This is a genomic window from Streptomyces sp. NPDC048290, from assembly GCF_040652095.1.
Lineage (GTDB): Bacteria > Actinomycetota > Actinomycetes > Streptomycetales > Streptomycetaceae > Streptomyces.
Map to the genome: position 1 here is coordinate 134,892 of NZ_JBEZLM010000021.1, position 25,672 is coordinate 160,563.

Sequence of the window (25,672 nt, forward strand, 5' to 3'; positions counted from 1 at the left end):
GGTGCGGCGCCGAGTGGTGGGAACGTCCCTCACCTGGATCGGCGGGTTACGACCCGATGGGCGGTGCGGGTCCGTCGTCAGTGAGCCGTGGTGCCGTGACACTCCCCATAACTCCTCCCCGACCCGCACCAACACCCCACCCCCACCTCCGGTGGCCACCCCTCCGCTCTCCCCCGTGCCGCCAAGGTCGTCGCGTACTGGGGGAGGAGGGACGGGTCGGACGGGGACGTGGATTCCGAGGCGGCGAAGGCTTCGTACGACGGGACCGTGCCCGTGACGATGCCCAGGTTGGGTGTGCCGGAGGCGGCGAGTTCGCGGAGGGAGGACTCTATGGTCGCGAGGTGTTCGGCGTGGGAGGGGTATTCCGTGGTCAGGGTCGGGTACGCCGTGAGGAGTTCCGTGAGTTCCGTGGCCGGCCAGTGCAGGATCGCCACCGGGTACGGGCGGGACAGGGCCTCGCGGTAGGCGCCCAGTTCGGCGCGGAGGCGGGTGATCTCGGCGGCCAGTTCCGCCGGGTTGTCCGAGCCGAGGGACCAGATCCGCTTCGGGTCGTGCAGCTCGTCCAGGGAGATCGGCATCGAGTGCAGGGTGTCCGCCTGGATGTCCCAGTCGTCGTGCGGCAGCCCCAGCATGCGGCGTACCCGGTGCCGGCCGAAGAGGAGCGGGTGCGAGGCCGCCGGGGGCTTCTCCGCGTCGCCCACCAGCAGCCGCGCGCCCTGGGTGAAGGCGTCCTGCGCCGCCTCCAGTTCGTCGTGCGACTCCAGCGACTCCGCGACGATCACCCACGCCGCCGCGTCCCTCGGCGCCGCCGCCCGTAGGCCCTCGATGATCGCTCTGGCCTCCGCCTCATGGCCGTACTCCCACAGGTTCGACGCCTTCAGGGCGCGGACCAGGTGCGGGGCGTCCAACGGGAGGTCGGTGGAGAGCAGACGGTCGTAGAGCGCGGTCGCCGCGGGGCGGTCTCCGGACAGCTCGCGGTGTGCGGCGGCCCGCAGCAGCAGGGCCTCGGCGTCCTCCGGGTACAGACCGGCGGTTCGCTCCAGGCGGGCCGCCTCGGCGGGGTGGTCGACGTTCTCGGCAGGCGTGTCGGGGCGCATGGGTGACACCGTACTGCCGAGGGGTGACACGGGGTGGCCAAGGTCCGGGATCTCCGGCCTCCCGGGCATTCCGGTCGGCGGCGCAGCCGCATGGCTCTGGTGGGCTGCGGCGTACCCGCCTATCGTGCGGGCGGCTCCGTCCAGCCTCGGGGAGGTCGGTCCATGCGTGCGTACGGTCCGGAGTGGTTCCGTCGTAGCCGGTCATCGCGCTTTCGGCGCTGGTGGCGGCGTGGGCTGTGGGGGCTTGCCGAGGGGCTTGTCACCCTCGGGGTCGTGCTGCTTCTGCTCGTCGTCCATCAGCTGTGGTGGACCAATCTGCGGGCCCAGCGCGACGCCGAGCGGAGTGTCGAGCGGCTTGAGGAGGAATGGGGGGAACCGAGTCAGTTTCCTTCGGGGCTCCATACCCCTTCGTCTTCGTCTTCTTCTTCGGCTCCGCGTTCGCCGTCTGCCTCCCGGCCTTCCGTGTCCGCCGACTCGCCCCGGCCCTACGCCATCCTCACCATCCCCCGGCTCGATCTCCGTGTCCCCGTCGCGCGTGGGGTCGGCAAGGCCGGCGTTCTCAACAAGGGGTACGCCGGGCACTATCCCGGGACGCAGGAACCCGGTCAGGCCGGGAACTTCGCGGTCGCCGGGCATCGCAACACCCATGGCGAGCCCTTCCGGTACGTCGACCGGTTGCGGGCCGGGGACGAAGTCGTCGTCGAGACCGGCACCGCCGTCTACGTCTACCGTGTCGATCAGACGCTCGACCGGACCTCGCCCGGCGATGTGGGGGTCGTCGGGCCCGTGCCGCGCAGCGCGGTGCGTCCCGGTGCCGGGTACCGCGAACCGGGGTACTACCTCACGCTCACCACCTGCACCCCCGAGTACAGCTCCGCGTACCGGCTGATCGTGTGGGGGAAGCTCGTCTCCATGCGGCCACGGTGAGCCCGCGATCCCGTCCTCGTCGTCCTCATCGTGCCAGCGTCACTCCCACCGCCCCGATCCCCGCCAGTCCCGCCGACACCAGCAGGGCCGTGTCCATCCCGCCGCCCGGTGTCGTCGCGAGGGCGATGGTCAGGGCCACGCCCGCGCAGGAGCCGACGTAGCGGAACGTCTGCTGTGCGCCCGAGCCCATCGCCACCCGGGTCGCCGGGACCGACTCCACCGCGAGCAGTGGCAGCGCCGCGTTGAGCAGCCCGCTGCCGATGCCGCCGAGGACCAGGCCGGGCAGCAGCCGCTGCCAGGAACCCGCGTCCAGCGCGCCCAGCATGGTCAACACGCCCACCAGGTGCAGGGTGAAACCCAGAGTGAGCTGGTGGCGGGGGGAGACCCGGCCCGTGAGGTGCCGGGCCTGGAGGGCGACCGCGAACGACAGGCCCGACCACAGCAGGAACAGCCACGCCGTCGCCAGCGGGGAGAGTCCCAGGGAGCGTTGCAGCACCGTCGGCAGAAAGCTGAACAGCCCGATCACCGCGAGGCCGGTGAACAGTCCGCCCGCCGAGGACGCCAGGAACCGCGGGCGGCGCAGCAGCGCGAGGTCGATCATCGGCGCCCGCACCCGGCGCTCCACCCACCCGAAGACCCCGACCAGCACCACCGCCGCCAGCAGCAGCCACCCCACGGGCGCCCGCAGCCAGCCGTCCCGGCCCAGGGTCAGCGCCGCGACCAGCGCCACCAGCGCCAGTCCGAAGGTGACCGCCCCCAGCAGATCGGGGCGCGCGCCCCGTGGCGAACGGGACTCGGTGAGCGTACGGGCCCCCAGCACCGTCACCACCAGCGCCGCCGCGCCCAGCACCACGTACACCCAGCGCCAGGTGGGCAGGGCGCCGCTCAGCAGGGGGCCCAGCGCGATGCCGCCGCTCACGAAGGCGCCCCATACGCCCGTCGCCCGCACCCGGCCGCGTATGTCGGGGAAAGCGTGCACGATCAGGCCCAGCGCGCTCGCCAGCAGCGCCGCGCTCGCCGCGCCCTGCGCCACCCTGGCCAGGGTGAACTGCACGGTCGTGGTGGTGAGCGCGCCCAGGGCCGTGGTGAGGCCGAGTGCGAGGGTGCCCAGCAGGAAGATCCGGCGTCGGCCGTAGTCGTCGGCGAGGGTGCCGGACACCAGGAGCAGGGCCGCGAGCCCCAGCGGGGTGCCGTTCAGCAGCCACGCCTGGGCGGCGGGCGCGGTGTGCAGCGCGGCGGCCGTGTCGGCGAGGGTCACCATCGGCGCGGTGTACGTCATCAGCGCCACGGCGGTGGCGGCGCTGGTCAGCGCGAGGGTGGCGCGGGGGTTCGGGGTGGGCGCCCGTTCCGGGGCGGTGGCGGCCGTGGGCTCCGGAGCCGCCGCTTCCTGGGTTCGTTCACTGAACCTGTGCATGGCGGCACCGTAGCATCTCTTGGTTCGGTCATTGAACCAACGGCGGGGAAAGTGATTACAGTGGAGCGCATGGCACTCGGCAAGGACTACGCCACCCAGCAGTGCACGATCGCCCGCGCTCTGGAGGCCGTCGGCGAACGCTGGACCCTGCTGGTGATCCGCGACGCCCTCTACGGCGTCCGGCGCTACAACGACTTCCTCGTCCACCTCGGCATCCCGCGCGCCGTGCTCGCCGCCCGGCTCCAGGCCCTGACCGCCGAGGGCATCCTGGAGAAACGCCGCTACCAGCAGTCGCCGCCCCGGGACGAGTACGTCCTCACCGAGCGCGGTCTCGCGCTGTGGCCGGTCGTCCGCTCCCTCGGCCGCTGGGGCGTCGACCACTACGACCAGCCCGCCCTGCGCCGCTTCCTGCACTCCGGGTGCGGTGCCGAGATCGGTTCGTACGGCGAATGCCCGGTCTGCGGAACCATCGTGCCCGTGCCCGACGTTGAGATGGTGCCGGGGCCGGGTCTCGACCCCGATCCGGCGGACGCGGTCAGCCGCGTCCTGCTCAAGCCCAGGCGGTTGCTGGAGCCCATTGAGACCGGGCCGGGGCGCTGACCGGCCGGGAAGTAGTAAGGGGCGGAGGGGTCAGTAGAGTTCGGCCAGGTCGGCAGGGTCGGCCAGGGAGCGGCGGAAGGGAGGGGCAGGGACAGTGATCGGTATCGGGCTCACCACACGTCGCCTCACGGGCGGGTGCACCGCCGCGCGGCTCCAGCGCCGTCACCGTCACCTTCACCTTCACCCGCTCCTCGCCGCCCTCACCGCCCTCGCCTTCCTTGTCCCCTTCGGGGCCGCGCCCGGGACCAGCGGGCTCTACCTCACCGTCGCGCTCGCCGCGACCGCCGCCGCCGGGGCCGCGCTCATGCTCGCCGCCCTCGTCGCCGCCCGCAGCGCGCCCGCCGTCCCACCCACCCGGGTGCGTACGGCGATCCGGGACCGCAGACGCCGTACGGCCTTCCTGCCCCAGCGCGATCCCGACGCCCGGGGCAGAACCCGCCCCAGAGCACCGGGGCACGCCCTCCCGGCGACCGTCGCGTAGGGCAGCCCCTCCTTCTGCGGTGACCCCGCGCGGGTCGTCATGCCGTCCGTCCGCCGTGTCCGCACGGCACTTCCGGCACGACGAGACCCCCGGAGGGCTCACCCATGTCCGTCTTCGCCACCCTGGTCGAGCACCTCGCCGACCTGCTGACCCCCCTGTTCGCGGCGTCCGCCGCAGCCGCCGCGATCGTGCTGTTCACCATGGCCGTACGGCTGCTGGTGCTGCCGCTGTCCCGGGCCGCCGCGCGCGGTCAGCGGGCACGGCAGCGACTCCAGCCGCAGATCGCCGAGTTGCGCAAGAAGCACCACCGCAACCCCGAGCGGCTCCAGCGGGCCGTCCTGGACCTGCACACCAAGGAAAAGGTGTCCCCGCTGGCGGGATGCCTGCCCGTGCTGTTCCAACTGCCCGCCTTCTTCCTGCTCTACCACCTCTTCTCCAGCCGCACCATCGGCGGCGAGCCCAATGAACTGCTCGGGCACCAGCTCGGCGCCGCCCCGCTCGGCGACCGCTGGCTCGACGCGCTGGCGGCGGACGGCCCGTTCGGCGCGGCGGGGCTGGTGTACGCCGGACTGTTCGTCCTGGTGGCCGCGGTCGCCACGGTCGGGTACACGCGCACCCGGCGGACGATGGCCGCGCAGCAGCCGCTCGCCCTGACCGGCCCCGGGGACCAGCCGCTGCCGGGGCTCGCCACGATGAACAAGGTGGTGCCGTTCATGTCCTTCTTCACCCTGGTCACCGTCGCCGTCGTCCCACTGGCCGCCGCTCTGTACGTCGTCACCAGCACCACCTGGGCGGTCGTCGAACGGGCGGTGCTGTACCGGTGAGGGGGCGGCCCGGCCGTACGGTCCAGGGGGTGAACCGGGTATTGCGGAGCCGGAGGTGACCTTGGAGGATCGACCAGTCCTCCGATGACCGCACACATCGGCGGAGTGCTCGCGATCGAAGGAGACGGGAACCATGAAGCTGCTGCGAGTCGGACCGGCCGGAGCGGAGCGGCCCGCGCTGCTCGACGCCGGCGGGGTGCTGCGGGATCTGTCGGCCGTGGTGCCGGACATCGACGGGGCGCTGCTCGCCGACGAGGCCGCGCTCGGCCGGGTCCGGGCCGCCGCCACCGCCGGTGACCTGCCGGTGCTGGACGCGGACGGGCTGCGCGTCGGACCGCCGCTGGCCCGGATCGGCAAGATCGCCTGTATCGGGCTGAACTACCACGACCACGCCCGGGAGACCGGCGCCGAGCCGCCCGGCGAACCCGTGCTGTTCTTCAAGGCGCCGGACACGGTGGTCGGCCCGTACGACACGGTCCTGGTGCCGCGCCGGTCGGTGAAGACCGACTGGGAGGTCGAACTGGCCGTGGTCATCGGACGTACCGCCCGCTATCTGGAGTCCGCCGAGGAGGCGCTCGCACATGTCGCCGGGTACGCGGTGGCGCACGACGTGTCCGAGCGGGAGTTCCAGATCGAGCGCGGCGGCACCTGGGACAAGGGGAAGAACTGCGAGACGTTCAACCCGCTGGGGCCCTGGCTGGTGACCGCCGACGAGGTGCCCGACCCGCAGGATCTCGCGCTGCGGCTGTGGGTCAACGGGGCGCTGAAGCAGAACGGCACGACGGCCGACCAGATCTTCCCGGTCGCCGAGGTCGTCCGCTATCTCAGCCACTTCATGACGCTGTACCCCGGTGATGTCATCAACACCGGGACGCCCGCGGGGGTCGCCCTCGGGCATCCCGACCCCAAGCCGTATCTGCGGGCGGGGGATGTGGTGGAGCTGGAGATCGCCGGGCTGGGGCGGCAGCGGCAGGAACTGCGGGACGCGTAGGACACGCCCTGGCGGGCCGGCGCGCTTCCGCCGCCGCCCCGCCCGGCGCGCTTCCGCCGCCGCCCCTACCCCAGCAGCGCCGCCAGGTCGCGCCACGCCCGCCGCGGCAGCCCCGTGCCCTGTTCGTCGGCGTCGATCACCTGGAGCGCCAGATGGTCCGCGCCCGCCTGGTGGAAGGCGTCCAGGCGGGCGCGGACCCGGCTCTCGTCGCCCCATGCGAACAGGGCGTCGACCAGCCGGTCGCTGCCGCCGTCCGTCAGATCGTCCTCGGTGAAGCCATGGCGGAGGAAGTTGCCGGTGTAGTTGGGCAGCGAGAGGTACATGTCCAGCCGGGCCCTGGCCAGCGCGCGGGCCTCGGCCGGGTCCGCGCTCAGGACCACCCCCACCTCGGGCGCCAGCAGCGGCCCGGGGCCGAGGATGTCCCGGGCGTACGCGGTGTGTTCCGGGGTGACCAGGTACGGGATCGCGCCCGCCGCCCGCTGCCCGGCCAGCCGCAGGGTGCGCGGGCCCAGCGCGGCCAGCAGGCGGCGCCCGGCCGGGAAGCCGTCCGTGTCCAGGGCGTCCAGATAGTCGACCAGCGCCGAGTACGGGCGGTGGTAGCGCTTCTCCATCTGTGCGTGGCCCACCCCGAGGCCCAGCAGCAGGCGGCCGGGGTGGGTGGCGTCCAGCGCGGCGAAGGCGGCGGCGGTCTCGGTGGGGCCCTCCAGCCAGATGTTCTGCACACTGGTGCCGACGGTGAGCCTGCTGGTCGCCCGGATCAGCGGCGCCGCCACGGCGACCGAGGTGTTGCCGCCCACCCAGAGCGTGCCGAAGCCGAGTTCCTCCAGTTCGGCGGCCGACTCGTCGAGCCCGGCCTGTCCGCCGGCGTCCTCGGCGCGGAAACTCCCGCTCCAGACGCCGTACCGTCCGAGGCGTTGCTTCAAGGGGGTCTCGCTCATCGGTTCCGGTCCCTCCGGTGGGGCAGTGCGGTCACCGGGATGTCTCCCGCGTTCTGACCGGTGCCAACCGGGGGCGGGGTCCGGGTCATTCCGCCGACGGGTCGCCCTCGCCCAGGAAGCGCTCCAGGGCCGCCACCACGAAACGGTGGTCGTCCAGCTGCGGCAGCCCGGAGACCGTCACCGCCCCGATCACCCCGACGTCCGCCACGGTGATCGGGAAGGAGCCGCCATGCGCCGCGTACCGGTCCGGGTCCAGCCGGGACGACTCCTCGAACGTCGTGCCCTTGGCCCGGCACCGCGCGCCCACCAGGTACGACGCCGACCCGTACCGCTCCACCACCCGCCGCTTGCGGGCGATCCAGGCGTCGTTGTCGGCGGTCGCGCCCGGCAGCGCGGCGTGGAAGAGCTGCTGACCGGCGCGGTGGATGTCGACGGCGACCGGAGCCTGCCGCTCCCGGGCCATCTCCACCAGCAGCGAGCCCAGCGCCCAGGCGTCGTCCGCGGTGAAGGTACGGAAGACCAGGCGCCGTTCCTGCGCCTCCAGTTCGGAGAGCGGGGGCGTCAGCTCGGGCGTCTCGCGCGGGGTGGCGTTCACAGGGTCACCGTCGATCCGTCTCGGGCCGAACGCCGGGCCGCCTCCAGGACGTCGAGGGCGGCGGCGGCCTCCAGCGCGGTCACCGGGTTGGGGGCACCGTCGCGCAGGGCGGCGGCGACGGCGGCGTAGTAGGCGGGATAGTCGCCCGGGAGAGTGGGTTCGGGACGGCCGCCGCCGGTCAGCGGGGACTCCCCGGAGCCGACCCGGCCCCACAGCTCGTGCGGCTCCACGCCCCAGGGCTCGTCCGCGCCGCCGGGCCGCAGCCCCTCCCGCAGCGCCGCCTCCTGCGGATCGAGGCCGTACTTCACATAGCCGGCCGACGAGCCCAGCACCCTGAAGCGCGGGCCGAGCTGGGCCGTCGCCGCCGAGACATACAGATGGGAGCGGACGCCGCCGGTGTGGGTGAGGGCCAGGAAGGTGTCGTCGTCGGTGCGGGCGCCGGGGCGCCGGACGTCCGTCTCCGCGTACACCGAGGCGACCGGGCCGAACAGGACCAGGGCCTGGTCGACGACATGACTGCCGAGGTCGTAGAGCAGGCCGCCGATCTCCGCCGGGTCGCCGGACTCCCGCCAGCCGCCCTTCAGCTGGGGCCGCCAGCGCTCGAAGCGGGACTCGAACCGCCAGACCTCGCCCAGCTCACCGTCGGCGAGCAGCTTGCGCAGGGTGAGGAAGTCGTTGTCCCAGCGCCGGTTCTGGAAGACGGACAGCAGCAGGCCCTGTGCGTCCGCCAGCGCGGCCAGCTCGCGCGCCTCGGCCGCCGTACCGGCGATCGGCTTGTCCACGACCACCGGGAGGCCCGCCTTCAGCGCGGCCGTGGCCAGCGGCACATGGGTGCGGTTGGGGGAGGCCAGCACGATCAGATCCAGCTCGTCGGCGCGGCCGAACAGCTCGTCCACGGTCGGGAGGGTCCGGACGTCCGGGAACGCGGCGCGGGCCTGCTCCTGCCGCTCCGGGCTGGAGGTGACCACCGTGTCCAGGGCCAGCCCCCCGGTCGCCGCGATCAGCGGGGCGTGGAAGACGGAGCCCGCGAGTCCGTAGCCGACGAGGCCGACGCGCAACGGGGTTCCGGGCGTATCAGGCGTACCAGTCATGGCGCCCACTTTGGCAACGCTGTTGCCAAAGTGCAAGCTCGGGAGAGAATGGGCCCCGTGGACGACAGCGGGACGATGATGACCGGCAGGGGCGCGGGCGTGACGGGCGACGGACGGACCCTCGGCGGCGGGGTCAACCTCCCCGCCCTGCGCAGCCACAACACCGCCCTCGTCCTCGACCTGCTCCGGGCGTCCGGCGACGACGGCATGACCCGGATCAAGCTCGCCGAACGGACCGGCCTCACCCCGCAGGCCGTCAGTAAGATCACCGCCCGGCTGCGCGCGGACGGTCTCGCGGTCGAGGCCGGTCACCGCCGCTCCACCGGCGGCAAACCGCGGACGGTGCTGCGGCTGGTCCCCGACGCGGGACACGCCGTCGGGGTCCACCTCGACCGGGACGCGCTGCGGGCGGTCCTCGTCGACCTCACCGGGACCCTGGCCGGGGAGACCTCCCGCCCGGTGGACCTGGGCGCGGGCGCCGACGCGGTGGTCAGGGCGGTAGGCGAGGCGGTACGGGAACTGACCCCCGGGGGACGGGCGCTGATCGGCGCCGGGGTCGCCCTCCCCGGACCGCTGGACCACACCCGGGGCGTGCTGCACCGCGTCACCGGCTTCCCCGAATGGGACCGCTACCCGCTGCGCGCCGCCCTCACCGACCGGCTCGGCGTCCCCGTCGTGGTCGACAAGGACACCAACGCGGCGGCCCTGCGCCTCGCCGCCCACGGCACCGCCCGCTCCTTCGCCTACCTCCACCTCGGTACGGGGCTCGGCGCGGGCCTGGTCATCGGCGGGACCGTGCACCGGGGCGCGCGCACCGGCGCCGGGGAGTTCGGCCATCAGGTCGTCCAGCTCGACGGACCGCCCTGCACCTGCGGCGACCGAGGCTGTATCGAGGCGCTCTGCCTGGCGGCGGTGGCCCGCGGCGACCTGGCGGAGGCGGCCCGGGTGCTCGGCGCGGGCGCGGCCAACCTGGTGGCCCTGCTGGACATCGACCTGATCCTGCTGGGCGGCCGGACGATCACCGCCGCGGCCGGCACCTTCATCGACGGCGTCTCCACCGTCCTGGACGCCCGAGCCCACCGCGAGAGCCGCACGGACCCGACGGTCCCGGTACGCCTGGCCGCCGCCGACGACCACACCATCGCGCAGGGCGCCGCGGAACTCCTCCTGGGACCCCTGTTCGGCCGCCACGTGTAGGGGGCCGGGCAGGGAGGGACGTGGTGCAGGGGGCCGCGTACGGAGGGCCGTCCATGGAGGACCGCGTACGGAGAGCCGTCCATAGAGGGCGGCGTATTGAGGGCCACGCATAGAGAGCCGCGTACGGAGGACCGTCCATAGAGGGCCGCGTACGGAGAGCCGTCCATAGGGAGCCGCGTACGGAGAGCCACGTAGAGAGCGCCGCGCAGCGAGAGCCACGCCTGAAGGGCCGCGTGCGGGGCCCCGAGTATCGGCCGATCGGGCGGAGTCCGCCGCCCCCGCGGCGTGGCAGCCGCCGCCCCCGTCCCCCGGCCGTCATGTCATGTGCTCATGCGACCGGTCACCCCTGCCGCCCTCAGTCTCCTCACCGCCGCCCTGCTGTCCCCCCTCTCTTCCCCCTCCGCCCACGCCGCCCCGGCCCCCGTCTGCGGCGACTCCGGCGCGCACGGCTTCCCCCTCACCACCCGTATCCACGGCGGCCCGGACGCCTACACCGCCGGGGGCGGCTTCGGCACCTGGTACGTCGACGTCACCAACACCACCGGCCAGACCTGCTCCGGCATCCACCCGGTGGTGGTCCTCGTCGACCAGGACCGCAGACTGACGGCGGCCCAGCCCCGGCTGGAGTTCTACGAGGGGCGGCACCCGCACCCCGTGCGGTTCGAGACGACCGACGAGGCGGAGATCGTCGCCCCCTTCGAGGCGGGCGCCTTCCCGGGGTTCACGATCGGGGCGGGCCGTACGACCCGGGTGAAGGTACGGCTGTCGGTCGCGGCCGACGCCGTGCCCAACGCCATCACGGCGACCGCGGCCGTCGTCCAGCGGCACGGCGACGACAGCGACTGGGTGGGGGAGTCGAACGCCTACCGCTTCCGCGTGCTGAGCGCGACAGAGCCGAAAGAGCCGGCGGAGCCGGCGGGACGCCCCCAGGACGGCGCCGGACCCGCGCCCTCCACCGAGCCAACCACCGGACCCACCCCCGCGACCCCCGAGCCGAAGAGCACCCCGACCACCCTCGCCGACGAACTCGCCCGCACCGGCCTAGGCTCCCCGAGCCAGGTCCTCGCCCTCGCCGTCGCCCTGGTGGCCACCGGCACCGCCCTGCTGCTGGCCCGCAGGCGCCGCTAGAGCGTCCGCGGGGGACGACGGGAAGAGGCAGGCCCGCCCCAGCACCGCGCGCCCCGCATGGCACGATCCCCAGGTGGACTACCCGAACGACCAGGCCCCCGGCGCGCCCGTCCGCCACGGCATCCCGGAGCACGGCCGCATCCCGAAGTACTACGCGGTCAAGGCGCGGCTCGACCGGCTCGTGGAGGAACTCGGCGAGGGCGACGCGCTCCCCACCGAGCGCGATCTCTCCGAACGCTACGACGTGGCCCGCGAGACCGTCCGGCAGGCGCTGCGCGAACTGCTCCTGGAGGGCAAGCTGCGCCGCCAGGGCCGGGGCACGGTGGTCGCCGGACCCAAGCTGGCGCAGCCGCTGTCGCTGGCCAGCTACACCGAGGGCGTCCGCCGCCAGGGCCGTACCCCCGGCCGTCATCTGGTCACCCTCGACCGCTTCCCCTGCCCGCAGGCGCTCGCCGCCGAGACCGGCCTCACCCGGGGCGAACCGGTCTGGCATCTGGAGCGGGTGCTGCTGGCCGACGACGACCGGGTCGGCCTGGAGAGCACGTACATCGCCGTCGCCCGAGTGCCGCGCCTGGACATCGATTTCGAGCCGGACTCGTCCTTCTACGCCTACCTCCACGCCCAGGGCATCGGCTTCGGCGACGCCGACGAACGGCTGGAGACCGTCCTCGCCACCCCGCGTGAGGCGCTGCTCGTCGGGACGCCCCCGGGCCTGCCGATGCTGCTGATCCACCGGGTCTCCCGGGACACCGACGGCCGCCCGCTGGAGCGGGTGCGCTCCCTGTACCGAGGCGACCGCTTCTCCTTCACGGCCCATCTGAAGGGCTGACCCGGCCCACCGGTAGGCACACATTCCAGCCACCCCCCAATAGTCACGAAACAATAACGGGTCTAGCCCAAACTTGATGGCTCGTTCACTCTCTCGTTGTCAGCCGGACCTTCCCGGTTACCCGAGCGCGAGGAGCGTTGCCGCCGTGAGAGTGATAGTCGTAGGCGCCGGAGTGCTGGGCACTCTGCACGCCTGGCACGCAGTGGAACGCGGCCACGAGGTCGTACAGATCGAACGTGAGGCGGAGGCGCGCGGCGCCTCGCTGCGCAACTTCGGACTGGTCTGGGTGGGCGGCCGTGCCTCCGGACCGGAGCTGGAGACCGCGCTGCGCGCCCGGGAGCTGTGGGCGGAGATCGGGGCCCGGACCCCGGCCCTGGGCTTCCGCCCCAACGGCTCCCTGACCCTGGTCACCGGGGCCCGCGAACGCGCTGTCGCCGAGGCGGCCGTGGCCCGCCCGGACGCCGCCGCCCGCGGCTACAAGCTGCTCACCCCGGACGAGGCCCGCGCCCTCAACCCCGCCCTGGGCGGCACCTTCGACGCCGCCCTGTACTGCGAGCGCGACGCGGCCGTCGAACCCCGCACCGCCCAGCTCGCCCTCCGCGCCGAGCTGCGCAGGTCCCCCCGTTACACCTTCCTGCCGGGCCGCGAGGTCCGTGAGGTGATCGGCGACCGCGCGGTCCGCGACGACCACGGGGACGTCCACCACGGCGACACGGTCGTACTGTGCACCGGCGCCTGGCTCGGCGGACTCGTCCGTGAACTCGCCGGACCCGAGCTGCCGGTCCGCCGCGTCCGGCTCCAGATGATGCAGACCGACCCGCTGGACACCCCGCTGACCACCTCGGTCGCCGACGCCGACAGCTTCCGCTACTACCCGGCCTACGCCTCGCCCGCCCTGGACGAGCTGAACGCCGGTCAGCCGCAGCCGCCGACGGCCGCGGAACACCGTATGCAACTGCTGATGGTCCAGCGCGCCGACGGCTCGCTCACCATCGGCGACACGCATGAGTACGCGCACCCGTTCGCCTTCGACACGGTCGAGGACCCCTACGACCACCTCGCCGCCGTCGCCGAGACCGTCCTCGGCCGCCCGCTGCCGAGAATCCGCCGCCGCTGGGCCGGGGTGTACGCGCAGTGCACCGACCCGGGCGCGGTGGTGCACCGCCAGCGGGTGCGCGACGGGGTCTGGCTGGTGACCGGACCCGGCGGACGCGGCATGACCTGCGCCCCCGCGATGGCCGAGACGACCGCCGACGAACTGGGCTGGTGACCCTCACATGACAACCCCCAAGTCCCCCGAGATCTCCAAGTCCCCCGAGATCTCCGAGACCCCCGAGATCTCCGAGTCCCCCGAAACCCCCACGCCCCCCGCCGACATCCGCCTAGTCGTCCTCGACATGGCCGGCACCACCGTCGCCGACGACGGCCTGGTAGAGCGCGCCTTCGCGCACGCCGCCACCGCACTCGGCGTCACCCCCGGCAGCTCCGAGCACACCGACCAGCTCGCCTACGTCCGCGCCACCATGGGCGAGTCCAAGATCTCCGTCTTCCGCCATCTCTTCGGCACCGAACCCCGCGCCCAGCGCGCCAACACCGCCTTCGAGACGGCGTACGGCGAACTCGTCGACGGCGGTCTGATCGCCCCCGTCCCCGGCGCCCGTGAAGCCATCGAGGAACTCTGCTCCCGGGGCTGCGCCGTCGTCCTGACCACCGGGTTCGCCCGGGTCACCCAGGACGCCATCCTGGCCGCGCTCGGCTGGCAGGACCTGGTGCCGCTCACCCTGTGCCCCGCCGACGCGGGCGGACGCGGACGCCCGTACCCGGACATGGTCCTGGAGGCGTTCCTGCGCACCCGGGCCGCCGACGCCGTCCAGCAGACCGCGGTCGTCGGCGACACCGCGTACGACATGACCAGCGGGGTCCGGGCCGGCGCCGGACTCGTCGCCGGGGTGCTGACCGGCGCGCACGGCGAGGACGCGCTGCGCGCCGCCGGAGCCGGACATGTCCTGCCCTCGGTCGCCGCGCTCCCGGACCTGCTCTGCGGCCCGGCACGGGAGGGCACCGGCTGATGGGCATCCGCTTCGACCAGGTCACGGTCGCCTACGACGGGCAGGTCGTCCTGGACTCCCTGGACCTCACCGTCGCCCCCGGCGAGGTGATGGCCCTGCTCGGACCGTCCGGCTCCGGCAAGACCACCGCGCTGCGGGCGGTCGCCGGATTCGTCCGGCCGGTCTCCGGGCGGGTGTTCCTCGGCGACCGGGACGTCACGGACCTGCCGCCGTACCGGCGGGGCATCGGGATGGTCGTCCAGCAGTACGCGCTCTTCCCGCATCTGCGGGTCGCCGACAACGTGGCGTTCGGACTGAAGGCCCGGCGCACCCCCAGGACGGAGATCCGCACCCGGGTCGCCGAGGCGCTGGAACTGACCGGCATGGCCGCCTACGCCCGGCGCCACCCGCGTGAGCTGTCCGGCGGACAGCAGCAGCGGGTCGCCATCGCCCGCGCCCTGGCCATCCGCCCGGACGTCCTCCTGCTGGACGAGCCGCTGTCCGCGCTGGACGCGCAACTGCGCTCCGGGATGCTCGCCGAACTGGCCCGGCTGCACCGCGAACTGCCCGACGTGACGATCCTCTACGTCACCCACGACCAGGTCGAAGCACTCACCCTCGCCGACCGGATCGCGGTCATGGACAAGGCCCGGCTGCGCTCCTGCGGCACCCCGCGCGAGCTGTACCGGGCCCCCGCCGACACCTTCACGGCGGGCTTCGTCGGCACCGCCAATCTGCTGCCGGTGACGGTCACCGAGGGCGGGGTGACCTTCGGTGGTACGGAACTGAAGGTCACCACCGGCCCGGCCGCGTCCGGCGCGCGCGCCACCCTGTGCGTCCGCCCCCACCTCGTCGGCCTCGGCGAGGGACCCAACCGGGTCGCCGGGACGGTACGGGAGATCCAGTGGCGCGGCTCCACCCACCGGCTGTACGTCGAGGTCGACGGGCACCGGGTGATGGCGGACGTACGGGAACTGCGGGACCCGCCCGCCCTCGGCGACCAGGTCGCCCTGCACTTCGCACCGGACGACGCGGTGCTGCTCCCGGCGGGAGCGGGCGCCGATGACCAGTGAACCGGCGTCGGGGCGGGCGCCGATGACCACTGAACGGGCACCGGTGCAGGCGCCGACGACCACCGACCGGGCACCGGAGCAGGCGCCGACGACCACGGAACCGGCACCGGGGCGCGCGCCTACACCCACTGAACCGGCGCTGCGGGCCGCCCCCGCCCGGACCCCCCGCCTCCCCACCGCCGCCCTCTGGGCAACACCCCCCGTCGCCCTCCTCACCCTCGTCTTCCTCTACCCCCTCGCCCTGGTCGTCCGGCAGTCCTTCCAGCCCGACACCGGCGGCACCTCCCTGACGCCCTACACCGACGTCCTCACCTCCGCCGTCTTCCGCGACGCCCTGTGGAACACCGTCTGGATCGCCGTCGCCGCCACCGCCGGCTGTCTCGTCCTCGGCTTCGTCCTCGCCCTGATCATCGCGTTCGTCCCGTTCCCCGGCGCCCGCGCGGTCGCCAAGTTCATCGATGTCTTCCTCGCCTTCCCGTCCTTCCTGATCACCCTCGCCCTGCTGTTCATCTACGGCTCCGTCGGCATGGCCAACGGCCTGTGGACGGACGTCACCGGTACCGCCGAGGGCCCGTTCCAGTTCCTCACCACCCCCTGGGGCGTCCTCCTCGCGGAGATCACCTACTTCACCCCGTTCGTCGTACGGCCGCTGCTCGCCGCGTTCTCCCAACTGGACACGGCCCAGATCGAGGTGGCCGGCTCGCTGGGCGCCCGCGCCCCGAGGATCGTCCGCCAGGTGATCCTGCCCGAGGCGCTCCCGGCGCTCGCGGCGGGCGGCAGCCTCGTCCTGGTGCTCTGCCTCAATGAGTTCGGCATCGTCCTGTTCACCGGAGCCAAGGGCGTCACGACCCTGCCGACCCTCGTCTATGGCAAGGCGATCCTGGAGTCCGACTACCCGGGCGCCTGTGTCGTCGCCGTCGTCAACGTCCTGATCTCCGTGGGTCTCTACGGCCTCTACCGGGTGGTGAGCCGCCGTGCTGGTGCCTAGCAGACGGGCCCGCTGGGCCGTGTGGACCCTCTTCTTCCTGCTGTTCGTGCCGCTGTTCGCGCTGCCCCTGCTGGTGGTGCTCGGCGCGTCCTTCGCGACCCACTGGTCCAGCGCCCTGCCCTCGGACCTCACCTTCGCCCACTACCGCGCCGCGACCCGGGGCGAGGCGCTCCAGGCGCTCACCACCAGCCTGCTCACCGCGCTCACCGCGAGCCTGCTGGCGCTGGCCGCGGGCACCTGGGCCGCGCTCGCCGCGCACGCCCTCCCACCCCGCCTCCGGCGGATCGTGGACGCCCTGTTCGTGCTGCCGGTCGCCGTGCCGTCGGTGGTCGTCGGCCTGGCGATCCTGGTGGCGTTCTCCCAGCCGCCGTTCCTCCTCAACGGCACCCGCTGGATCGTCGTCACCGCTCACGCCGTCCTGGTCACCGCCTTCGCCCACCAGTCCGTGTCCGCCGCCCTCAGCCGCCTCGACCCGGCCTACGCCCAGGCCGCCGCGTCGCTCGGCGCCCGGCCCGCGTATGTGCTGTGGCGGGTCAGGCTCCCCCTGCTGCTGCCCTCCCTGACCGCCGCCGCCGGGCTCTGCTTCGCCCTGTCCATGGGCGAGCTGAGCGCCACGATGATGCTCTACCCGCCCGACTGGACCCCGCTTCCGGTCCTGATCTACGCGGCCACCGACCGCGGCGCGCTGTTCACCGGCTCCGCCGTCGCCGTGGTCCTGATGACGGCGACCCTGCTGGTCCTGCTCGCCGTCTCCCGCGTCCGCACCCGCGCGGCGTACCGCTAGCCCACACGTTTCGCGCGTGCGCACCCGCGCCGCGTACCGCTAGCCCACACCCCTGTTCAGCCCGCCTCCCGCGTCCGCCTACCGCTGGCCCACACCCCCGTTCAGCACGTTTCGCGCAAGGAGTTCCCCTCGCCATGCCCACTTCGCACCGCAAGCCGCTCGCCGCCGTCCTCGGCGCGCTCACCCTCGCCGCCACCCTCACCGCCTGCGGCGGCGGCTCGGCCGCCTCCGACGCCGATGTCGTCACCGTCTACAGCGCCGACGGCCTCAAGGGCGAGACCGGCGACGGCTGGTACGACCAGGTCTTCAAGGACTTCGAGAAGGACACCGGCATCAAGGTCGCCTATGTCGAGGGCGGCTCCGGCGAGGTGGTGCAGCGTGCCGTCCGGGAGAAGAACAACGTCCAGGCCGACGTCCTGGTGACCCTGCCCCCCTTCATCCAGCAGGCCGACGGCAAGGGACTGCTCCAGAAGTACACCCCCGCCGGAGCCGACCAGGTCGGCGGCGCCGACAAGGCCGCCAACGGCACCTGGACCTCCGTCGTCAACAACTACTTCGGCTTCATCTACAACAAGAAGGAGCTGCCCCAGCCCCCCACCACCTGGGAACAGCTCCTCGACAGCGACTACCGGGGCAAGCTCCAGTACTCCACCCCCGGAGTCGCCGGGGACGGCACCGCCGTCGTCATCAAGGCCCTGCACGACTTCGGCGGTGAGCAGCCCGCCATGGAGTACCTCGGCAGGCTCCAGGCCAACAACGTCGGCCCGTCCGCCTCCACCGGCAAGCTCGGCCCCAAGGTCGACAAGGGCGAACTGCACATCGCCAACGGCGACGTCCAGATGAGCTACGCCCAGTCCCGGACCATGCCCAACATCGGCATCTGGTTCCCGGCCCGCGAGGGCGGCACGCCCACCACCTTCGCGCTGCCCTACGCGGCGGGCCTGGTCACCGACGCCCCGCACTCCGACAACGGCAAGAAGCTCCTCGACTATCTGCTCAGCGCCAAGGCCCAGCAGCAGGTGAGCGAGATAGGCGGCGGCTTCAGCGCCCGCCAGGACATCAAGGCCACCGACGAGACCGCCATCGCCCTGACCACGCTGATGGACGGGGTCGAGATCTTCGAGCCCGACTGGAACGACATCGACCGGAACCTGACGAAGTACGTCGACGCCTGGAGGTCGGCGACCGGCAGCTGACCCGCTCCAGCAACCCCCGCCAACCCCCGCCAGGAGGATCACGTGACGTCCCACCCGACCCGCCGTACCGTCCTCTCCGCCACCGCGACCACCGCAGCCGCCCTCACCCTCCCCGCCGCCACCATCCCCGCCGCGCACGCCGCCGCCCCGACCCTCCCGAACGGCACCAGCAAGGACAAGGTGCTGATCATCGGCATGGACGGCCTGCGCCACGACCGCATCGACGCCGCCGACGCCCCGCACCTGAAGGCGATGATGCGCGAGGGCACCTACGGCACCTCGCTCCTGTACGCGGGCCCGATGGCCGCCACATCCTCCGGCCCCGGCTGGTCCACCATCGCCACCGGCGTCTGGCCCGACAAGCACGGCGTCAAGGACAACACCTTCACCGGCAAGAACTACACCCGCTACCCCGGCCTCCTGGCCCGCCTCGCCCAGCTCCGCCCCGCCCTGTCCACCTACGCCGCCGTCGACTGGAAGCCCCTGGACACCCAGGGCACGGTCACCCCGGGCGCCGACGCCAAGCTGGTCCTGGACGGCGACGCCGACGGCTACCCGGCGCACGACGCCACCATCGCCGCCGACACCGAGTCGATCCTGCGCGACCAGAACCCGGACGTCCTGTTCGTCTACTTCGGCCAGTCCGACATCGTCGGCCACAACTCCGGCGCCGCCAGCCAGGCGTACCTGAACCAGATCGCCGTCCAGGACGCCTACCTCGGCCGCCTCAGAGCCGCGATCCAGGCCCGCCCCACCTACGCCACGGAACGCTGGACCGTGATCGTCGCCACCGACCACGGCCATCTGGACGCGGGCGGCCACGGCGGCTCGGCGATCGAGGAGCGCCGCACCTTCGTCCTCGCCACCGGCCCCGGCATAGCGGCGGGCGCCCGCCCGATCGACACCCGCCTGGTGGACGTCGTCCCCACCGCCCTCCACCAGCTCGGCATCCCCGTCGACCCGGCCTGGGGCCTGGACGGCAAACCGCTCCAGGAACGCTCCACCGACCCCTTCGACACCCTGGCGGGCGCCCTCTCCCCCCGGGTCGACGAGACCGGCATCCCCGCCTCCGTCCTCGGCTTCACCCACACCCCGCCCCCCGGCTGGTCGGTGATCAACAGTGCGATGGGCACCGGCGGGGTCACCGAGTGGCGCGGCTGGTCCTTCGCCACCGACGAGTTCTGGTCCCGCAGCCAGCGCGACCAGTCCCGCGAGCTGAACGTCCGCGCCCGGGGCGTCTTCGCGGTCGCCGACTCCGACGAATGGTCCGACAAGACCTTCTCGGGCCCGTACGACTCCACCTTGGTCACCCCCGCCCACGACATCACCGCCGCCACCGCCGTCCGCCTCGACTTCACCACCTTCTACCGCCAGGAAGGCGCCCAGACCGCCCAGATCCTGGCCTCCTTCAACGGCGCCACCCCCACCGCCGTCCACTCCTACACCGCCGACGTCATCTCCCAGCCCCAGTCCCTGACCGTCCCGGTCCCCACCGGGTCCTCCACGGTCAGCTTCCGCTTCCGCTACACCGGCGCCAACAACTGGTACTGGGTGATCGACGGGGTGAAGATCAGCACTTCCTGATTACGCTGGGGGCGTCGGTACGACGTACCGATCAGGACCATGTGGTGCTTGGCGAGCCCCGCACAACCCATACACATATGGCGCTGACCTGCGTTTTGTCGCCAATGGTGACGAGAGATGAACGTAAGGTTCGCCATCGCGGAGGGCCCTCCCACGCCAGCGGGAGGGCCCTCTGTGTTGCTACGGGCGATATCAGATCCGGTCGACGAGGTCGGCGATCGAATCGACGACGTGGGTCGGCCTGTAGGGGTACTGGTTGATGCTCTCGCGGTCGCTCAGGCCGGTCATGACGAGGAACGTCTCCAAGCCGGACTCCAGCCCGGCGAGTACGTCGGTGTCCATCCGGTCGCCGATCATCGCGGCTGCCTCCGAGTGAGCGCCGATCTTGTTCAGCCCGGCCCGCATCATCAGCGGGTTCGGCTTGCCGATGAAGTACGGCTCCTTGCCGGTCGCTTTCGCGATCAAGGCGGCGACCGAACCGGTCGCGGGGAGCGGACCCTCCGCCGACGGCCCGGTCTCGTCGGGGTTGGTGCAGATGAACTTGGCTCCCGCGTTGATCAGCCGGACGGCCTTGGTCATGGCCTCGAACGAGTACACCCTCGTCTCGCCCAAGATGATGTAGTCGGGGTCGACGTCGGACATGGTGTAGCCGACCTCATGCAGGGCGGTGGTGAGCCCCGCCTCTCCGATGACGTACGCGGTCCCGTTGGGCCGCTGCGAGTCGACGAACTCGGCGGTGGCGAGGGCCGAGGTCCAGATGTTCTCCACAGGCACGTCCAAGCCCATGAGATCCAGGCGCCGCTTGAGGTCTCGCGGGGTGTAGATCGAGTTGTTCGTCAGCACGAGGAACGGCTTGCCCGAGTCCCGGAGCTTCTTGAGGAACGCGTCGGCCCCGGGGATCGGCACGCCCTCTTGGACGAGGACGCCGTCCATGTCGGTCAGCCACGCGTCGATCGGCCTGCGCTCGGTCATGATCTCCAACCCTTCGGCCCTGTGTTCTCCATGCCGTCTGATCTGCGACGCCAGCCTACGGGACGCCGCACACCCAGAGCCCGGGTCACGGTGCCAACCGAGACCTGGCAGGGGTGACCATCACGACGGAGATCACGATGCCGGTTGTGAGCGGGATTTCCGCCATCGTCACCAGGACCACGGACAGCCTGATGGGCGAAACCCTGAGCGACTCGGCCACGGGCAGGGCCCCGAGTGCGGACGCCGTGCCGGCTGTTGCGTTCGGACAGCCTGCCCCGGGGTTGACCGCGGTTCAGGAACAAGAGGCGGAGGCTTTCCCCGGATACTCTCGGTGCGCCTCAGAAGCCAGTGACCGGGTTCCCGGTGAGCCGCTGCGCGACCTGCCAGAGCATTCCGCCCCGTGACGCCTTGACGAGTACCTTGTCGCCTGGCTGGAGGATCTTTTCGAGGAAGGCGGCGGCGGTCTCGTTGTCGGCGACCAGCGCAAGATGTTCGACACCGGTGGCACCCGCGCTGAGGACGAGTTGCTTCACCATGTCCCCACCGACACCGATGACGATATCGACACCCAGCTCCCCAGCCATCCGGCCGACCTGACGGTGAGCCTCCACGGCCTCACTCCCCAGTTCGAGCATCTCGCCGAGTACGGCGATGGTCCGCCCGCCCTCGGCTCTCACCGCCGTGTCGGTGGTGGCCACCACCTCAGTCATAGAGGGCCTCCGTTGTGCAGGGAAGTGAAGGTGATTGCGCGACCGGTGTAGGAGTGGGCCAGGCGGCTCAGGGGAACGCGATCGTGGGTCTGGCCCCAACTTGAAGGATCTCGGAAGAGGATCGTCGGGTCGGGGCCCTCTTCGTAGCCGCGAAGGATGACCAGGTGCCCGCCCTGACGACCGTCCTCGGGAAACTTCTCGGTCACGGAGGCGATGAGGGGAGCTTTGTCCAAGTGGCCGGGCAAGTCTTCTGCCGACACCGGCTCAGCGGTGGACGGTACGCCGAGGTCGGACGACAGGCGCGCGACGCCCGCGTGAAGGGCTCCATGCGGGGTCAGCACCTCGTGCTTGACGGCGAGCTTGAGGAGTTCGGTCACAGTGGGAGCCTCGCGCCCGTAGGCGAGAAGGATCGCCCGGAGCGATGCCAGACCGCACGCCCGATTGGACCACTCGATCCGGTCTCCCAGTGCCCATCCGCCGTGTAGATCCCATTCGGCGGGGTCGATGAGCTGGCGGCACAGGGGGACATCGTGGACGCGCGGCACAGTGGCAGGCTCCTACCTGCTAGGCGGCAGCCTCCCGCGTCGCTGTGGGCACGGAGAACACGGGAGCGGGCAGGGGCACATCGTACGGCGGCCGGGTCAGGGCCTCGTGCAGCATCGCCAGCACGACATCCGTGTGCGTGAACCCGACCATCGCCGCTCCGACCGCGAAGTTGCTGTCCCGGGACATGCCCGGCGTGGTGTTCACCTCCAGCACGTACGCGTCGCCTTCCTCGGTGACGATGAAGTCGATGCGGGCCGAGCCGCGGAGCCCGAGTCCCTCCCACAGCGTTCGGGCATCCCTGCTGATCCGGTTCAGAGCAACGGGTTCCAGCTCTGCGGCCCGGACGGTGACAGTGCCCTTGGAGTCCACGTCGAGCTTCGTGTCCGCGTCATAGAACTCGGCCTCGTTCGCCTCGGTGGTCAGCGGCGGGAACACCATGACCGTGTCACCGGGCAACTCCAGCAGGCCCACGGTCACGGGGGTGCCGATCACGTAGTCCTCGATGAGGACCTCGTTGCCGTCATCGTTGGCGGCTTCGGCCAGCGCGCGAGGCAACTCGGCAGGCTCGCGTACGAGGCTCATGCCGAGGCTGGACCCGCCGAACGAAGGCTTGACCATGACGGGACGGCCGTTCCAGTTCGCCGGACCGCCGGACCAGCCGCGCCACGCAGGGGTTCGCACGCCGAGAGTCACCGCCACCCGCTTGCAGAGGATCTTGTCGGCACACACCGCCGACGCCGCGACGCCGCTCCCGCAGTAGGGCTTGCGGAGATAGTCGAGCAGGCCCTGCAACCGGCCGTCCTCGCCGTAAGGACCATGGATATTCGAGAGGACCACGTCGTACGTGTTCAGGTCCAGGATGAAGTGGGGCTCTGTGGGGTCCAGTACTTTCCCGTGTGCGCCGATGTCGTCGAGCGCCTCGCCCAGGGCGGTCACGGAGAGCTGCTCGACCGGGCACTGCGACTGGTAGAGCCGGTCCTCGGCCGACAGGGGCCCGTAGATGAGAGCGACGCCCAGGCCCGGCCGGCTCCTTCCCCAGTCACGCAGGTCCTCGGCAGCCTTCTGCACCGCGAGCTGGGAACTGGGGCTGAGGAAGAGGGTCATGCGATCACTCCCGAGAATGTGTGGGTGACCGGACCGCCAAGCCATGCGGCCCGGTGGGGACGGTGCGTGTGCGGTCGGACGACGAGCGGGTCCCCGGACTCGTTGTGGACTGTGACGGCCCGCTTGGCGACGAGGCCGCGCACAGTGGCGACGACCACGGCTGCCACTGCGCCGCTGCCGCAGGAGAGCGTCTCCGCCTCGACACCGCGCTCGTAGGTGCGGACTTTGAGGGCTTGATCGCCGAGGTGCTGGACGAAGTTCACATTGGTGCCGAGAGGGGCCACGCGATGGTGGTGCCGGACGATGCGGCCGACGGCCTCCGCCTCGACGGCGGCGACGTCGCTCACGATGGCCACGACATGTTCGGTTCCGGTGTGCACGCTGTCGAACCACGTGGGCTGTCCGTTGACGACGATCTGTAAGCGCCGTAGTTCGATCGCATTCACCTCCGCCGTGACCCAAACGGAGTCCGCGTCAACGATCGCCTCATGCATGACGCCTGCCATGCGGAGCTTCATCTCCTTCTTCGCCCCGCGGCTGTCGTCGTGCGCCGCCCAGGCTGCACAGCGCAGGGCGTTCCCGCACATGGTGGCCAGCAGGCCGTTCGAGTTGAAGTAGGTGACTTCGAGCACCTCGGGGTCCTCGTCGGAAGGGTGGCTGAACACGAGGCCATCCGCACCGACGCCGGTCTGCCTGGTGCAGAGGCGTTCCGCCAGTTCGGCCCAGACCGAGGTGTCCCGCGACTCCGGGTCGGTGATGAGAACAAAGTCGTTCCCAGCTCCGTGGATCTTGCGAAAGCGCATGTCTAGCTCCTCGCGGCGGTGAAGGGTGTAAAGCGGAAGCCGACGCGAAGGCGGGGCCCGTAGCCGTGCTGCCCCGGCCCGGTCACGTCGACAAGGAAGGCACTCTGTAGGTCCGGGTGCGTCCGCATGTTCCGGACGCCGATCTGTTCGGCCAGCGGGCGCAGGGCGGCGCCGCCAAGGGTGTCGTCCTCGTCCTCCAGCTCGGTTTCGGCGAGCGCGTATCTGCCACCGTTTCGCAAGCAGAGGACGCGCGCCTGCTCGTCCACGACGGCCCCCGCCGTGACGAGAGGACAGCGCTGTTCATGGGCGCAGGCTCGGCGTCGAGAGTGATCAATGGCGGTGTCGTAGAGCGGCATCAAGGCGGCTTGGTCCGCCGGATACTTGGCCAGGTAGCGCGACAGTTCCCGCACGATCTGGTCTTCGCCGATCACGGCACATCCAGGTCGTTCCGGACGGTGTAGATCCACAGCAGCCGACGAGACAGATTGGCGATGTCGCGGAGATGGATGAACAGTTTGAACGTCGGTGTCTCGGAGGTCGGCCGGTTCGGTAGTTCGACCAGACTCCGTGCCCTCCGGACAATTTCCCGTACTTCGCGGTCCTCCTGGGCGCCGAGGTCTGCGTCGAGGAGGACATTCAGCTCGTTGGCAAGTCGCGGCAAGTAGAGATTCATCTGCTGGCGGGTCGTCGTGCCGAGACGGAATCCGAGAACCGTGTCGGTCAGCGAGACGATCTCAGCGACGCACACCGGGTCGTCGGGGTCCGCGGACTGGTCTGCCAATCCCGTTTCCTTGCCCACACTTGCCATCGTCATCACTGGCCCCTCCGGAGCACGCCGTAGCCGTGCCATAAAACTAGGAGGGCAGGGAGTGAGGGCTCCAGGAGTGTGCCCGTACTTGCCAGACATTCACCCCAGAGATTCGATGGCAGTCGTGATGATTTCACGCGCTGCGCCACCGTGGACGGCAAGTCCGTGCAGTTCACCGAACGTCCTGGCATACATGGCAAGTTCGTGCTTCTGGACGACCGTAAGGTGAGCCGAGACGAGTTCGACTTTGACGGTGTGGTCGTCGAACATGAAGAAGCCCTCGACCGGCATGAGCGGGCGGTCGATGTCCCGGGGGATGATTCCGATGCTCACTGTGGGCAAGGCCATCGCGCTCAGCAAGTAACCGAGCTGACCCGCCATTACCTCGGTACCGCCGATACGGTTGTAGAGGGCGCTCTCTTCCAGGGTGATCACGAAGGTGCGCGGAGTGTAGACGATCTTCTGCTTCTCAAGGCGGACCTCGACAGCCGCGTCGACATCGTCGATCAGAACACGATGGTCACGGATGGAGGTCAGCAACGCCTTGATGTAGGAGGCCGTTTGAATCGGCCCCGGAATGAGCCACGGCGAATAGAAGCGGAAGTGCTGAGTGCGATCCCAAAGAGGGAGGGCGGACTTCTGAGCCCACTCCAGTCCTTTGCCCTCCATCTTTTGCCACTCGACGTACATGCCCTCGATACCGCGGGCGGTCGTGACTAGATCATCGGCTTCGCTGTCCGCGCCGCAAGCGCGGCACCAATCACGAAGGTCGCGCTCCGTGGGGGCACGTTTGCCGTGCTCGAAGCGCGATGCCTTTGATTCGTGCCAGCCCAAGGACTCGGAAAGGGCTCGCTTGGTGAGTCCGGCCGTGACCCGGATCTCCGCGAGCCGTTTCCCGAGCGCCTTGCGTGCTTCCTGCGCACTCGAAGATGCCGATTCCATTG

General features: G+C 71.4%; 28 protein-coding genes. 15 read left to right on the top strand and 13 right to left on the bottom strand.

Annotation, left to right across the window (positions count from 1 at the left end):
* Positions 1 to 77 precede the first annotated feature (77 nt).
* Complete coding sequence (locus tag AB0D49_RS30530; protein ID WP_362763436.1) at positions 78 to 1,097, bottom strand: SEC-C domain-containing protein; 1,020 nt, start codon at positions 1,095 to 1,097, stop codon at positions 78 to 80.
* Positions 1,098 to 1,259: 162 nt separating this feature from the next.
* Between AB0D49_RS30530 and AB0D49_RS30535 the strand changes: the two genes are divergently transcribed.
* The gene (locus AB0D49_RS30535; RefSeq protein ID WP_362763437.1) at positions 1,260 to 2,024 is read left to right on the top strand and encodes a class E sortase; all 765 of its coding nucleotides are present in this window, start codon (positions 1,260 to 1,262) and stop codon (positions 2,022 to 2,024) included.
* Between the two features lie 25 nt (positions 2,025 to 2,049).
* On the opposite strand, the gene AB0D49_RS30540 is transcribed toward AB0D49_RS30535, so the two are convergent.
* Positions 2,050 to 3,438, bottom strand: coding sequence for an MFS transporter (locus tag AB0D49_RS30540; protein WP_362763440.1), 1,389 nt, complete (start codon positions 3,436 to 3,438; stop codon positions 2,050 to 2,052).
* A 69-nt stretch (positions 3,439 to 3,507) separates the two neighbouring features.
* Between AB0D49_RS30540 and AB0D49_RS30545 the strand changes: the two genes are divergently transcribed.
* The 4 genes from AB0D49_RS30545 to AB0D49_RS30560 all read left to right on the top strand — a co-directional run bounded on the left by AB0D49_RS30545 (position 3,508) and on the right by AB0D49_RS30560 (position 6,334).
* Entirely contained in the window at positions 3,508 to 4,038 is a 531-nt protein-coding gene (locus AB0D49_RS30545) for a helix-turn-helix domain-containing protein (RefSeq protein ID WP_362763443.1), read from the top strand.
* A 94-nt stretch (positions 4,039 to 4,132) separates the two neighbouring features.
* Entirely contained in the window at positions 4,133 to 4,519 is a 387-nt protein-coding gene (locus tag AB0D49_RS30550; RefSeq protein WP_362763445.1) for a DUF6412 domain-containing protein, read from the top strand.
* A 104-nt stretch (positions 4,520 to 4,623) separates the two neighbouring features.
* Complete coding sequence (locus AB0D49_RS30555; RefSeq protein WP_362763448.1) at positions 4,624 to 5,343, top strand: YidC/Oxa1 family membrane protein insertase; 720 nt, start codon at positions 4,624 to 4,626, stop codon at positions 5,341 to 5,343.
* A 133-nt stretch (positions 5,344 to 5,476) separates the two neighbouring features.
* Positions 5,477 to 6,334 carry a fumarylacetoacetate hydrolase family protein gene (locus tag AB0D49_RS30560; protein ID WP_362763450.1) on the top strand — a complete coding sequence of 286 codons (858 nt, stop codon included), beginning with the start codon at positions 5,477 to 5,479 and terminating at the stop codon, positions 6,332 to 6,334.
* Positions 6,335 to 6,399: 65 nt separating this feature from the next.
* On the opposite strand, the gene AB0D49_RS30565 is transcribed toward AB0D49_RS30560, so the two are convergent.
* The 3 genes from AB0D49_RS30565 to AB0D49_RS30575 all read right to left on the bottom strand — a co-directional run bounded on the left by AB0D49_RS30565 (position 6,400) and on the right by AB0D49_RS30575 (position 8,958).
* Positions 6,400 to 7,272, bottom strand: a complete 873-nt coding sequence (locus AB0D49_RS30565; protein WP_362763453.1) for a TIGR03620 family F420-dependent LLM class oxidoreductase — start codon at positions 7,270 to 7,272, stop codon at positions 6,400 to 6,402.
* An 85-nt stretch (positions 7,273 to 7,357) separates the two neighbouring features.
* Positions 7,358 to 7,867: a heme-degrading domain-containing protein gene (locus AB0D49_RS30570; protein ID WP_362763456.1), complete on the bottom strand. Its 510-nt coding sequence runs from the start codon at positions 7,865 to 7,867 to the stop codon at positions 7,358 to 7,360.
* Positions 7,864 to 8,958, bottom strand: coding sequence for a Gfo/Idh/MocA family oxidoreductase (locus AB0D49_RS30575; protein ID WP_362763459.1), 1,095 nt, complete (start codon positions 8,956 to 8,958; stop codon positions 7,864 to 7,866). The genes AB0D49_RS30570 and AB0D49_RS30575 overlap by 4 nt, the downstream gene beginning before the upstream one ends.
* 75 nt (positions 8,959 to 9,033) lie before the next feature.
* Here AB0D49_RS30575 and AB0D49_RS30580 point away from each other — a divergent pair, with 75 nt between their 5' ends.
* The 10 genes from AB0D49_RS30580 to AB0D49_RS30625 all read left to right on the top strand — a co-directional run bounded on the left by AB0D49_RS30580 (position 9,034) and on the right by AB0D49_RS30625 (position 19,785).
* Positions 9,034 to 10,155, top strand: coding sequence for an ROK family transcriptional regulator (locus AB0D49_RS30580; RefSeq protein WP_362763552.1), 1,122 nt, complete (start codon positions 9,034 to 9,036; stop codon positions 10,153 to 10,155).
* Between the two features lie 330 nt (positions 10,156 to 10,485).
* The gene (locus AB0D49_RS30585; protein ID WP_362763462.1) at positions 10,486 to 11,283 is read left to right on the top strand and encodes a hypothetical protein; all 798 of its coding nucleotides are present in this window, start codon (positions 10,486 to 10,488) and stop codon (positions 11,281 to 11,283) included.
* 73 nt (positions 11,284 to 11,356) lie between these two features.
* Positions 11,357 to 12,112 carry a GntR family transcriptional regulator gene (locus AB0D49_RS30590; RefSeq protein WP_362763465.1) on the top strand — a complete coding sequence of 252 codons (756 nt, stop codon included), beginning with the start codon at positions 11,357 to 11,359 and terminating at the stop codon, positions 12,110 to 12,112.
* Between the two features lie 145 nt (positions 12,113 to 12,257).
* Positions 12,258 to 13,382, top strand: coding sequence for a TIGR03364 family FAD-dependent oxidoreductase (locus AB0D49_RS30595; protein ID WP_362763468.1), 1,125 nt, complete (start codon positions 12,258 to 12,260; stop codon positions 13,380 to 13,382).
* A 7-nt stretch (positions 13,383 to 13,389) separates the two neighbouring features.
* Positions 13,390 to 14,181 carry a phosphonatase-like hydrolase gene (locus AB0D49_RS30600; RefSeq protein WP_362763471.1) on the top strand — a complete coding sequence of 264 codons (792 nt, stop codon included), beginning with the start codon at positions 13,390 to 13,392 and terminating at the stop codon, positions 14,179 to 14,181.
* Positions 14,181 to 15,233 carry an ABC transporter ATP-binding protein gene (locus tag AB0D49_RS30605; RefSeq protein ID WP_362763473.1) on the top strand — a complete coding sequence of 351 codons (1,053 nt, stop codon included), beginning with the start codon at positions 14,181 to 14,183 and terminating at the stop codon, positions 15,231 to 15,233. Before AB0D49_RS30600 ends, AB0D49_RS30605 begins: the two co-directional genes overlap by 1 nt.
* Positions 15,223 to 16,221, top strand: a complete 999-nt coding sequence (locus tag AB0D49_RS30610) for a 2-aminoethylphosphonate ABC transporter permease subunit (protein WP_362763476.1) — start codon at positions 15,223 to 15,225, stop codon at positions 16,219 to 16,221. Before AB0D49_RS30605 ends, AB0D49_RS30610 begins: the two co-directional genes overlap by 11 nt.
* On the top strand, positions 16,208 to 17,005 hold the full coding sequence (locus AB0D49_RS30615) for an ABC transporter permease subunit (RefSeq protein WP_362763479.1): 798 nt from the start codon (positions 16,208 to 16,210) through the stop codon (positions 17,003 to 17,005). The genes AB0D49_RS30610 and AB0D49_RS30615 overlap by 14 nt, the downstream gene beginning before the upstream one ends.
* A gap of 134 nt (positions 17,006 to 17,139) precedes the next feature.
* On the top strand, positions 17,140 to 18,201 hold the full coding sequence (locus tag AB0D49_RS30620; RefSeq protein ID WP_362763482.1) for a 2-aminoethylphosphonate ABC transporter substrate-binding protein: 1,062 nt from the start codon (positions 17,140 to 17,142) through the stop codon (positions 18,199 to 18,201).
* A 42-nt stretch (positions 18,202 to 18,243) separates the two neighbouring features.
* Positions 18,244 to 19,785 (top strand): alkaline phosphatase family protein, encoded by a 1,542-nt coding sequence (locus AB0D49_RS30625; RefSeq protein WP_362763485.1) that lies wholly within the window; start codon positions 18,244 to 18,246, stop codon positions 19,783 to 19,785.
* 192 nt (positions 19,786 to 19,977) lie between these two features.
* On the opposite strand, the gene AB0D49_RS30630 is transcribed toward AB0D49_RS30625, so the two are convergent.
* From AB0D49_RS30630 to AB0D49_RS30665, 8 genes are all read right to left on the bottom strand, one after another.
* Entirely contained in the window at positions 19,978 to 20,757 is a 780-nt protein-coding gene (locus tag AB0D49_RS30630; protein ID WP_362763488.1) for an HAD-IIA family hydrolase, read from the bottom strand.
* 338 nt (positions 20,758 to 21,095) lie between these two features.
* Positions 21,096 to 21,467, bottom strand: a complete 372-nt coding sequence (locus AB0D49_RS30635; protein ID WP_362763491.1) for a UDP-N-acetylmuramoylalanyl-D-glutamate--2,6-diaminopimelate ligase — start codon at positions 21,465 to 21,467, stop codon at positions 21,096 to 21,098.
* Complete coding sequence (locus tag AB0D49_RS30640) at positions 21,464 to 22,012, bottom strand: C39 family peptidase (protein ID WP_362763495.1); 549 nt, start codon at positions 22,010 to 22,012, stop codon at positions 21,464 to 21,466. Before AB0D49_RS30640 ends, AB0D49_RS30635 begins: the two co-directional genes overlap by 4 nt.
* A 19-nt stretch (positions 22,013 to 22,031) precedes the next feature.
* A complete protein-coding gene (locus AB0D49_RS30645; RefSeq protein ID WP_362763498.1) occupies positions 22,032 to 23,117 on the bottom strand; it encodes an ATP-grasp domain-containing protein in 1,086 nt (361 codons plus the stop codon).
* Entirely contained in the window at positions 23,114 to 23,920 is an 807-nt protein-coding gene (gene dapF / locus AB0D49_RS30650) for a diaminopimelate epimerase (RefSeq protein WP_362763501.1), read from the bottom strand. The genes AB0D49_RS30645 and dapF overlap by 4 nt, the downstream gene beginning before the upstream one ends.
* A 2-nt stretch (positions 23,921 to 23,922) precedes the next feature.
* On the bottom strand, positions 23,923 to 24,351 hold the full coding sequence (locus AB0D49_RS30655) for an NUDIX hydrolase (protein WP_362763503.1): 429 nt from the start codon (positions 24,349 to 24,351) through the stop codon (positions 23,923 to 23,925).
* A complete protein-coding gene (locus AB0D49_RS30660) occupies positions 24,348 to 24,728 on the bottom strand; it encodes a hypothetical protein (protein ID WP_362763554.1) in 381 nt (126 codons plus the stop codon). Before AB0D49_RS30660 ends, AB0D49_RS30655 begins: the two co-directional genes overlap by 4 nt.
* A gap of 99 nt (positions 24,729 to 24,827) precedes the next feature.
* Positions 24,828 to 25,670, bottom strand: a complete 843-nt coding sequence (locus tag AB0D49_RS30665) for a helix-turn-helix transcriptional regulator (protein WP_362763506.1) — start codon at positions 25,668 to 25,670, stop codon at positions 24,828 to 24,830.
* Between the last annotated feature and the right edge of the window lie 2 nt (positions 25,671 to 25,672).

What these genes read in the sequence shown, in the direction of transcription:
- AB0D49_RS30645 (WP_362763498.1), bottom strand. Translation starts at nt 23,117, where the DNA reads ATGACCCTCTTCCTCAGCCCCAGTTCCCAGCTCGCGGTGCAGAAGGCT.
- AB0D49_RS30555 (WP_362763448.1), top strand. Translation starts at nt 4,624, where the DNA reads ATGTCCGTCTTCGCCACCCTGGTCGAGCACCTCGCCGACCTGCTGACC.
- AB0D49_RS30585 (WP_362763462.1), top strand. Translation starts at nt 10,486, where the DNA reads ATGCGACCGGTCACCCCTGCCGCCCTCAGTCTCCTCACCGCCGCCCTG.
- AB0D49_RS30565 (WP_362763453.1), bottom strand. Translation starts at nt 7,272, where the DNA reads ATGAGCGAGACCCCCTTGAAGCAACGCCTCGGACGGTACGGCGTCTGG.
- AB0D49_RS30560 (WP_362763450.1), top strand. Translation starts at nt 5,477, where the DNA reads ATGAAGCTGCTGCGAGTCGGACCGGCCGGAGCGGAGCGGCCCGCGCTG.
- AB0D49_RS30635 (WP_362763491.1), bottom strand. Translation starts at nt 21,467, where the DNA reads ATGACTGAGGTGGTGGCCACCACCGACACGGCGGTGAGAGCCGAGGGC.
- AB0D49_RS30605 (WP_362763473.1), top strand. Translation starts at nt 14,181, where the DNA reads ATGGGCATCCGCTTCGACCAGGTCACGGTCGCCTACGACGGGCAGGTC.
- AB0D49_RS30535 (WP_362763437.1), top strand. Translation starts at nt 1,260, where the DNA reads ATGCGTGCGTACGGTCCGGAGTGGTTCCGTCGTAGCCGGTCATCGCGC.
- AB0D49_RS30610 (WP_362763476.1), top strand. Translation starts at nt 15,223, where the DNA reads ATGACCAGTGAACCGGCGTCGGGGCGGGCGCCGATGACCACTGAACGG.
- AB0D49_RS30580 (WP_362763552.1), top strand. Translation starts at nt 9,034, where the DNA reads ATGATGACCGGCAGGGGCGCGGGCGTGACGGGCGACGGACGGACCCTC.
- AB0D49_RS30660 (WP_362763554.1), bottom strand. Translation starts at nt 24,728, where the DNA reads ATGGCAAGTGTGGGCAAGGAAACGGGATTGGCAGACCAGTCCGCGGAC.
- AB0D49_RS30620 (WP_362763482.1), top strand. Translation starts at nt 17,140, where the DNA reads ATGCCCACTTCGCACCGCAAGCCGCTCGCCGCCGTCCTCGGCGCGCTC.
- AB0D49_RS30600 (WP_362763471.1), top strand. Translation starts at nt 13,390, where the DNA reads ATGACAACCCCCAAGTCCCCCGAGATCTCCAAGTCCCCCGAGATCTCC.
- AB0D49_RS30540 (WP_362763440.1), bottom strand. Translation starts at nt 3,438, where the DNA reads ATGCACAGGTTCAGTGAACGAACCCAGGAAGCGGCGGCTCCGGAGCCC.
- AB0D49_RS30630 (WP_362763488.1), bottom strand. Translation starts at nt 20,757, where the DNA reads ATGACCGAGCGCAGGCCGATCGACGCGTGGCTGACCGACATGGACGGC.
- AB0D49_RS30575 (WP_362763459.1), bottom strand. Translation starts at nt 8,958, where the DNA reads ATGACTGGTACGCCTGATACGCCCGGAACCCCGTTGCGCGTCGGCCTC.
- AB0D49_RS30530 (WP_362763436.1), bottom strand. Translation starts at nt 1,097, where the DNA reads ATGCGCCCCGACACGCCTGCCGAGAACGTCGACCACCCCGCCGAGGCG.
- AB0D49_RS30665 (WP_362763506.1), bottom strand. Translation starts at nt 25,670, where the DNA reads ATGGAATCGGCATCTTCGAGTGCGCAGGAAGCACGCAAGGCGCTCGGG.
- dapF (WP_362763501.1), bottom strand. Translation starts at nt 23,920, where the DNA reads ATGCGCTTTCGCAAGATCCACGGAGCTGGGAACGACTTTGTTCTCATC.
- AB0D49_RS30545 (WP_362763443.1), top strand. Translation starts at nt 3,508, where the DNA reads ATGGCACTCGGCAAGGACTACGCCACCCAGCAGTGCACGATCGCCCGC.